The 6,000-nt window shown below is 60.9% G+C and carries 10 protein-coding genes; 9 read left to right on the plus strand and 1 reads right to left on the minus strand.

Annotation, left to right across the window (positions count from 1 at the left end; translation table 11 throughout):
• Positions 1 to 57: 57 nt before the first annotated feature.
• From HMPREF2736_RS02830 to HMPREF2736_RS02870, 9 genes are all read left to right on the plus strand, one after another.
• The gene (locus tag HMPREF2736_RS02830) at positions 58 to 444 is read left to right on the plus strand and encodes a hypothetical protein (protein ID WP_070568356.1); all 387 of its coding nucleotides are present in this window, start codon (positions 58 to 60) and stop codon (positions 442 to 444) included.
• Positions 445 to 667: 223 nt separating this feature from the next.
• Complete coding sequence (locus tag HMPREF2736_RS02835; protein ID WP_034996602.1) at positions 668 to 892, plus strand: helix-turn-helix transcriptional regulator; 225 nt, start codon at positions 668 to 670, stop codon at positions 890 to 892.
• A gap of 630 nt (positions 893 to 1,522) precedes the next feature.
• Positions 1,523 to 2,170: a hypothetical protein gene (locus HMPREF2736_RS02840; RefSeq protein WP_141740813.1), complete on the plus strand. Its 648-nt coding sequence runs from the start codon at positions 1,523 to 1,525 to the stop codon at positions 2,168 to 2,170.
• A gap of 70 nt (positions 2,171 to 2,240) precedes the next feature.
• On the plus strand, positions 2,241 to 2,492 hold the full coding sequence (locus HMPREF2736_RS02845; protein WP_070422090.1) for a helix-turn-helix transcriptional regulator: 252 nt from the start codon (positions 2,241 to 2,243) through the stop codon (positions 2,490 to 2,492).
• A 30-nt stretch (positions 2,493 to 2,522) separates the two neighbouring features.
• Positions 2,523 to 3,287: an SDR family NAD(P)-dependent oxidoreductase gene (locus HMPREF2736_RS02850; RefSeq protein ID WP_246822043.1), complete on the plus strand. Its 765-nt coding sequence runs from the start codon at positions 2,523 to 2,525 to the stop codon at positions 3,285 to 3,287.
• Between the two features lie 52 nt (positions 3,288 to 3,339).
• On the plus strand, positions 3,340 to 3,660 hold the full coding sequence (locus tag HMPREF2736_RS02855) for a hypothetical protein (protein WP_070771131.1): 321 nt from the start codon (positions 3,340 to 3,342) through the stop codon (positions 3,658 to 3,660).
• Between the two features lie 405 nt (positions 3,661 to 4,065).
• Positions 4,066 to 4,374 (plus strand): type II toxin-antitoxin system RelE/ParE family toxin, encoded by a 309-nt coding sequence (locus HMPREF2736_RS02860; RefSeq protein ID WP_070816745.1) that lies wholly within the window; start codon positions 4,066 to 4,068, stop codon positions 4,372 to 4,374.
• Positions 4,375 to 4,387: 13 nt separating this feature from the next.
• On the plus strand, positions 4,388 to 4,723 hold the full coding sequence (locus HMPREF2736_RS02865; protein ID WP_070422086.1) for a helix-turn-helix transcriptional regulator: 336 nt from the start codon (positions 4,388 to 4,390) through the stop codon (positions 4,721 to 4,723).
• A 58-nt stretch (positions 4,724 to 4,781) separates the two neighbouring features.
• Positions 4,782 to 5,429: a Fic family protein gene (locus tag HMPREF2736_RS02870; protein WP_070828845.1), complete on the plus strand. Its 648-nt coding sequence runs from the start codon at positions 4,782 to 4,784 to the stop codon at positions 5,427 to 5,429.
• Here HMPREF2736_RS02870 and HMPREF2736_RS02875 read toward each other — a convergent pair.
• Positions 5,426 to 5,872: a hypothetical protein gene (locus HMPREF2736_RS02875; protein ID WP_070828846.1), complete on the minus strand. Its 447-nt coding sequence runs from the start codon at positions 5,870 to 5,872 to the stop codon at positions 5,426 to 5,428. The two genes, HMPREF2736_RS02870 and HMPREF2736_RS02875, sit on opposite strands and share 4 nt — an antisense overlap.
• Positions 5,873 to 6,000: the final 128 nt, after the last annotated feature.

Genomic DNA, 6,000 nt, shown 5'->3' on the forward strand with positions numbered 1-6,000 from the left:
TTAAGCCGGGGTCGGCAATGCCAAGAAGAACTGTGGCGCGGGAGATAGAGTGTTCCTATGAAAAAGCTTCCTCTCCTTGCTGCAACAGCAGCACTACTCATCACAACACTGTCCGTGCCTGCTGCTAACGCCGAGCTGACCCCTACTGAGCGGGACCAGTTCCGCACCGATCCCGTCGGGGCGATTGCTTGGCAAGCTATTAAGGGCTCTTCGGAATACGTGCGCGCCGATGGCAACACCATGATGGCCGCGTCTTTCTTCTCCATGACTTCGCCCGGGGAGAGTATCGGCCTGCCAGCCCTGGAGAACTGCGCCGAGCGCGTCGGCTCCTCTTCGCCGGCAGGCGGTGTGCGCTACGTGGCGGCAGCCCTGTGCGCAACCTTCGACCCGAATGCCCGCAGTCAGGTGCAGCGCGGTGACTTTGGCTACGCGCCGCTGGGCTAAGCCGGTGCGTAGATAGGCAGATCGCTGCGTGTATGCGGCCGAGGCCACCCTGCGAGCTTGCCCTCGGCGAAACGAACGTGCCGATCTGAAATTGAGGGCGCTTGCCTCCAAGTCGGAGCGAACACACCGAAATGCGCTGTTTTGCGCTAACCTCACGGCCTATAGGAACAGATTCGGTGCGAACGTTCCGTAACAGCATACGGTCAGCGAGGAGACGTGACACGTGGACATAGAGGCACTCGGCAGCTTTGTGCGCGCCCAGCGTAAGGAGCGGAGGCTGACCCAACTGGAGGTCGCCGAGCTTGCCGACGTGTCGGACCGGTTCCTTCGGGAGCTGGAGCACGGTAAGCCGACGGCGGAGATCGGCAAGGTGATCGACGTTCTTGCCGTGCTCGGGTACGACCTTGAACCCGTCGTGCATAGAGCTGACGAGCTGGGGCGATTTTGAGCGTCGCCCCTTGCGGACTCCACATTGCGGACAAGTAGGTACGCACCAACTGTTTGAGGCCGCCAAGTTTTGAAACTGCCGGGCATGGAGCTATTGCCTGAAGCGTTGACGCTTAATGGTATCTTCGGCATGAGCACCTCCATCAATCTCTTCTCGGACATTCTCGAGGCAGCCAAGTTAGCGGCTGAAAAGAACGACCTCCGTCAGACACTGAGGCGGTCTGAGGAATCGGCGGGGTCAAATGCTGCGGATGAGCTACCTGCATATGACTGTGGTGGGCCGCCATGGTCGATCTCGATGACAAGGGCGCAGACTGGCTCTAACAACTCCGCATTGCGGACAATTGGGTGTTCACCAACTGTTTGTAGTGAGAAAACCTTTGGTGCGTCGGTAGGCGGATGTCCACTGAAATGAGCACGTGAGGGGCTGTGCTCGCGCGGGGTGCGACGTAGGCTGCCGGGCATGGGGATGAAAACTTGGAAAATTGGGGCCAAAGCGGCGGGAACGCACGTTGGGGGCCGGATAATTGTTGCGAACCGATTCGGTGAGATTGACGGTTCCGGGCGGGAGCTTGGGCACGCGGTTGTTGCCGGACTGAATCGGGCGGCCAGAAAGCGTCGGACGGTCAGTATGAAGCAGCCGGAAGCAGGTGAGGTGGCTGAGCACCTCGCAGGCATCGTTTTGATGGCTGGCTTGCCGCTGCTGCTGCTGATGCGGCAGGCGACAACCGTCGAATCAGCGGGTTCGGCGGCCAGGTTGATGGTGGAGATCAGCGGGGAGGCACTCGCGCACGAACTGCGGTTTGCTGGCGTATACGGGCTCGCGATCTCCGCGCGGGAATGCGACGACGCCGGACGTCTGGACATGATGGGGCCGATTTGCGACACCATCTCACGCGTGTTGCCGCAACCTCTCTCCTATGCGGACGAGGCGGATCGCGCGATGCGGGTGGAAATCCGAGAGGTTGAGTTCCCAGAACCTAGCGCTGAATTGGCTGGTGACGGCCTGGCAGAGATGGGCCTGAACTACAAATGCAGCGAGGTGGATGGCAGTGAAATCGGTAAAGACTCCGGCTCAGCGTACTTCCCGCTGCCGCTGTTCGCGCCGGGGACGGCGGAACCGCGCGTGGTTATGGAGATGTGGGTCGATGGCCTGCAATTGATCGTGGACCTGGAGGCGAAGCTCGCGGGGTACGGTGCCCTTCGGGACATGGTGTATGCCGTGGAGGAGGCGGTAGACCGGCACCGGTTCAGCAGTTGGGGGATGCGGCCCGCGTAGCGGCGGTATCGTCAGTGGCCACTGGAGGTCCACTGACGGTCCTCCGATGGTCCACTGACGGAGGTGAACAATGGTTACTCAACCTTTGGCAGAAGCGTTCCCAGTGGGAGATTTCCTCGCGGAGGAATTAGAAGAACGTGGTTGGAGCGAAGCAGATTTCGCCGCGATCATGGGACGGCCGACGCGCTTTGTTAAAGAGATCATCTCGGGCGAGCGGGAGCTTACGCGGGAATCCGCTGAGCTGGTCGGAGCAGCACGTGGTACCTCGGCAGAGCTGTGGCTCAATCTGCAAGACACATTTCTTGCGTGGAGGCACGGGTAACCTCGCCAATCCGCCCCTACACTCGGGTTCATGAGCACTCAAGATATGAACACGCAGTTGCAGGATCAGGTCGCCGTGGTCACCGGCGGCGCGGCAGGTATCGGCGGGGCAATCTCGCGCACTCTCGTCGCACGCGGCGCCAAGGTTGTGGCCGTAGACATTAACGACGACGCCGGCGCCGCCCTCGAGAACGACCTCGGCGACAACGTCGTCTTCCTCAACGGCGACGTAAGCAAACCGGAAACAGCACAGAAGGCCGTGGAGCTTGCGGTGGAGAAGTTTGGCAAGCTCACCGGCGTGGTCAACAACGCACACGCGTCGCGACAAAAGCCATTCAGCGATCTGGAACAGGAGGACTGGGATCTGTCCTTCGGCACCGGCTTCGAGGCCACCAAGAACTTCATGCTTGCTGCCTACCCGCACCTTAAAGACAACGGTGGCGCGATCGTGAACTTTGCCTCCGGCGCCGGCATTGTCGGCCAGCCCACCCAGGCGGCGTACGCAGCAGCTAAGGAAGCGATCCGCGGCCTGTCACGCGTGGTAGCCAACGAGTGGGCGAACGACGACATTCGCGTCAACGTCGTCGGCCCGATGGCGCTAACCGAGGGCGTACAAAAGTGGTCCGAGGCATTCCCGGAGCTCTACCAGCAGTCCCTGCAGCGCATCCCGCTCGGCCGCTTCGGAGACCCAGATACAGACGTCGCCCCGGTCGTTGCATTCTTGCTCAGCGAGGACGCCCGCTACATCACCGGCCAAACCCTCATGGTCGATGGCGGCACCAACAAGTTGTACTAGCCGAAGCGACGCGGGCCGAGACGATTACAGGTCAGCGTCACGAGGAGAAGCAATGGCTGGTTATCTTCCATATGGTCTTGTCTCGGGTCGTGGTGAGGTTGCGGTTATCGAGTCGCCCAACGGCGGGTGGAACGTTATCTATACCGACCGCAGAACAGCGGGCGGCGGAGCAACCGTGGAGGGGCACGACCAAGAGTTCGCCAACCGTCTTGCCCACCTGTTCGTGGCCAAAAGCAAAGAAGGCGTGAACCCTGGCGACCTATTCGGCACGTTGTGCTGGAAGTTCAAGGCGGAACGTATCGAGATCTACAACAACCTTTCGAAACTCTGCCTTCTCACCGGATACGGTGAGCCACTGCCAGACGAGGAGTAACTGACCCCCGCATCCGCCCCCTACACTCGGTGCTGTCTGTCTTCGTCGCTGTCCCGGAAGGTGCCCATGAACGTCACGCTGCTCCGCGACGTCATCTTCACCGCGGGTGTCGTCTTCGACGACCTGTCCACCAGCCAGCTCGCGAAGGCCGGTTCCTCTAGTCGGGCGAGGTCGCCAGCATCGGCGCGTCTTGCGTGTGAACCCCCAAGCGCTGCTTGTTTAGCACTTTATTCGTTTGGTGCGGTTTTCCGCGGGGAAGTGTTCACTCAAATGAGCAGGCAGAGGCTATGCAGACCGTAGATCGCTCTCTACACTTCTTCTCATGGGGAGAAAAGGGTGGGCAAGCGGGCCAACGCGTAATTTAGGCAAGTTCTCAAACGGCCGGTGTTTTCACCAGACGGAGTCATGGCCTGCGTGAGAATTCGTTTCGAAGACAAGATCCTTAAACGCCTTGCCGAAGATTCAACGTTCCAGCCAAAGCGTTGGTCTCCCGAGCTGGTGCGAGCCTTTCGTCGCAAGATTCAGGTACTTGCAAATGTCAGTGACGAAAGAGATTTGCGAGCGCTGAAGTCCTTAAGACTCGAGCAACTTCGAGGCGATCGAGTCGGTACCTCATCGATTCGATTAAACAGGCAATTTCGCCTTGTCATTCGGTTTGAGACAGATGAAGATAGACGCATCGTAGTTGTGATCGAGATGGTCGACTACCACTAATGGGAGGTGAACGATGACTACTCAACCACTGGCCGAAGCCTTTCCGGTCGGAGACTACCTGGCCGAAGAATTGGAAGCGCGTGGCTGGAGCAAAGAAGACTTTGCAGAAATCCTGGCCCAGCCAACGACGTTTGTGGAAGCGTTGATTTCAGGGCAACACGAGCTCACGAGAGAATCAGCAGCCCTCGTCGGGGCGGCGCTGGGAACTTCGGCAGAGCTGTGGCTGAACCTGCAGGACACGTACCTGCGTTGGAGGCAGTCCCATGACTCTGTTGCGCAGGAGCGGCTTGCGAACATTCGAGAGCGAGCCCGCCACCGCGAAGTGTCGGACTTGCGGCGCGCTCAGTAACTAACCGCCCCCTACACTCGATCCCATCAACCCCAACCGCCGGAACCGGGAGGCCCCCATGAACGTCGGCCAACTTCTCGAGGTCATCTTCACCGCGGGTGTCGTCTTCGACAACCTCTCCACTAGCAGGCCCGCCACGGGTCGTTTCCTCGAAACCGGTGACACCACCGGCGTGCGCGGCCGCGGTGACCTCGCCCTGCTCGAGGATCTCAAGGCAGCCGGCGAGTTCATCCTTAGCAACACCGCAACTCCCATAAGTGCTTCTTACCTGCGGCGGATCAACGCCACACTGACGCGAAGCGCCGCGCTCAACCCGGGCAGTTTGCGTACTAACGACCAGGGCATCGGCGTGCGCACCCGCTACGGTCGCCACGAGCCGCCGGCTGTGTCGGAGCAGGCATTGGACATGCTGATAACCGAGGCGCTCAATAGCGACACCAGTAAAGACGCAGCGGTCGACCTGTTTCTCGAGATTGCCCGCGCGCAGCCTTTCGAAGACGGCAACAAGCGCACCGCTATCTTCGCCGCGAACAGTTACCTCCTCGGCGAGGGGTCGAGCCTGCTCCTTACGGTCCCCTTCGACGAGGACGACCCGTCAGTCGCCGAGCACTTCAACGACTTGCTGGCCCGGTTCTACGTCTTCGGTGAGAAGGAGCCGGTGAGGGAGCTATTGGTGGGGCGAGCGTTCGTCGATAGGCAGCGCTAGCGCAGGCTGACCCGCGCGGCACCCTCGAGCGCCGCGAACATCACCGCTGCGAATGCGGCGCCGAGCAACGTGTGCGGCTTCTTTACCCCGCGGCGCTCCAGTGCGTGGGCGAGTTTCGTCTGGATGACAACGTGCAGGCGCAGGCCCAGCGCATTCAGCGCGATCCCCCCGGCGAACAGCCCCCACGTGACCTTCGGGTTCGTGGTGTCGGGCTTCTCCTCCACCTTGGCGGTGACGTCGTGGTCGGTGTCTTCGTAGACGGTGTCGAACTTCGCCACCGCCGTCGCGTACGCGCCGAGGATCGCCGTCCACGCGAAGATGCGACCCGGGGTGGAACGGACGTAGTCGGGTACCGCGATCAGGGCGCCGGCGATGGCGGATTGGGTGAGGCGGTCGGTGGTGGTGTCGTCGTGAAGCGATGCGCTGCGGGTTGGCTGAGTCATGGCGACGAGCGTACCGGCTCCCGTGCTGCCTCTCCAGGCTTCATATGCAGGTCTCGATATGCGTAACCCCAGTTCACGGCGTTTCTGGGAAAACCGGCCGAAATTTCGGAAAACGCTCTGACCGGCAC

The organism is Corynebacterium sp. HMSC036E10 (assembly GCF_001836265.1).
GTDB lineage: Bacteria > Actinomycetota > Actinomycetes > Mycobacteriales > Mycobacteriaceae > Corynebacterium > Corynebacterium coyleae.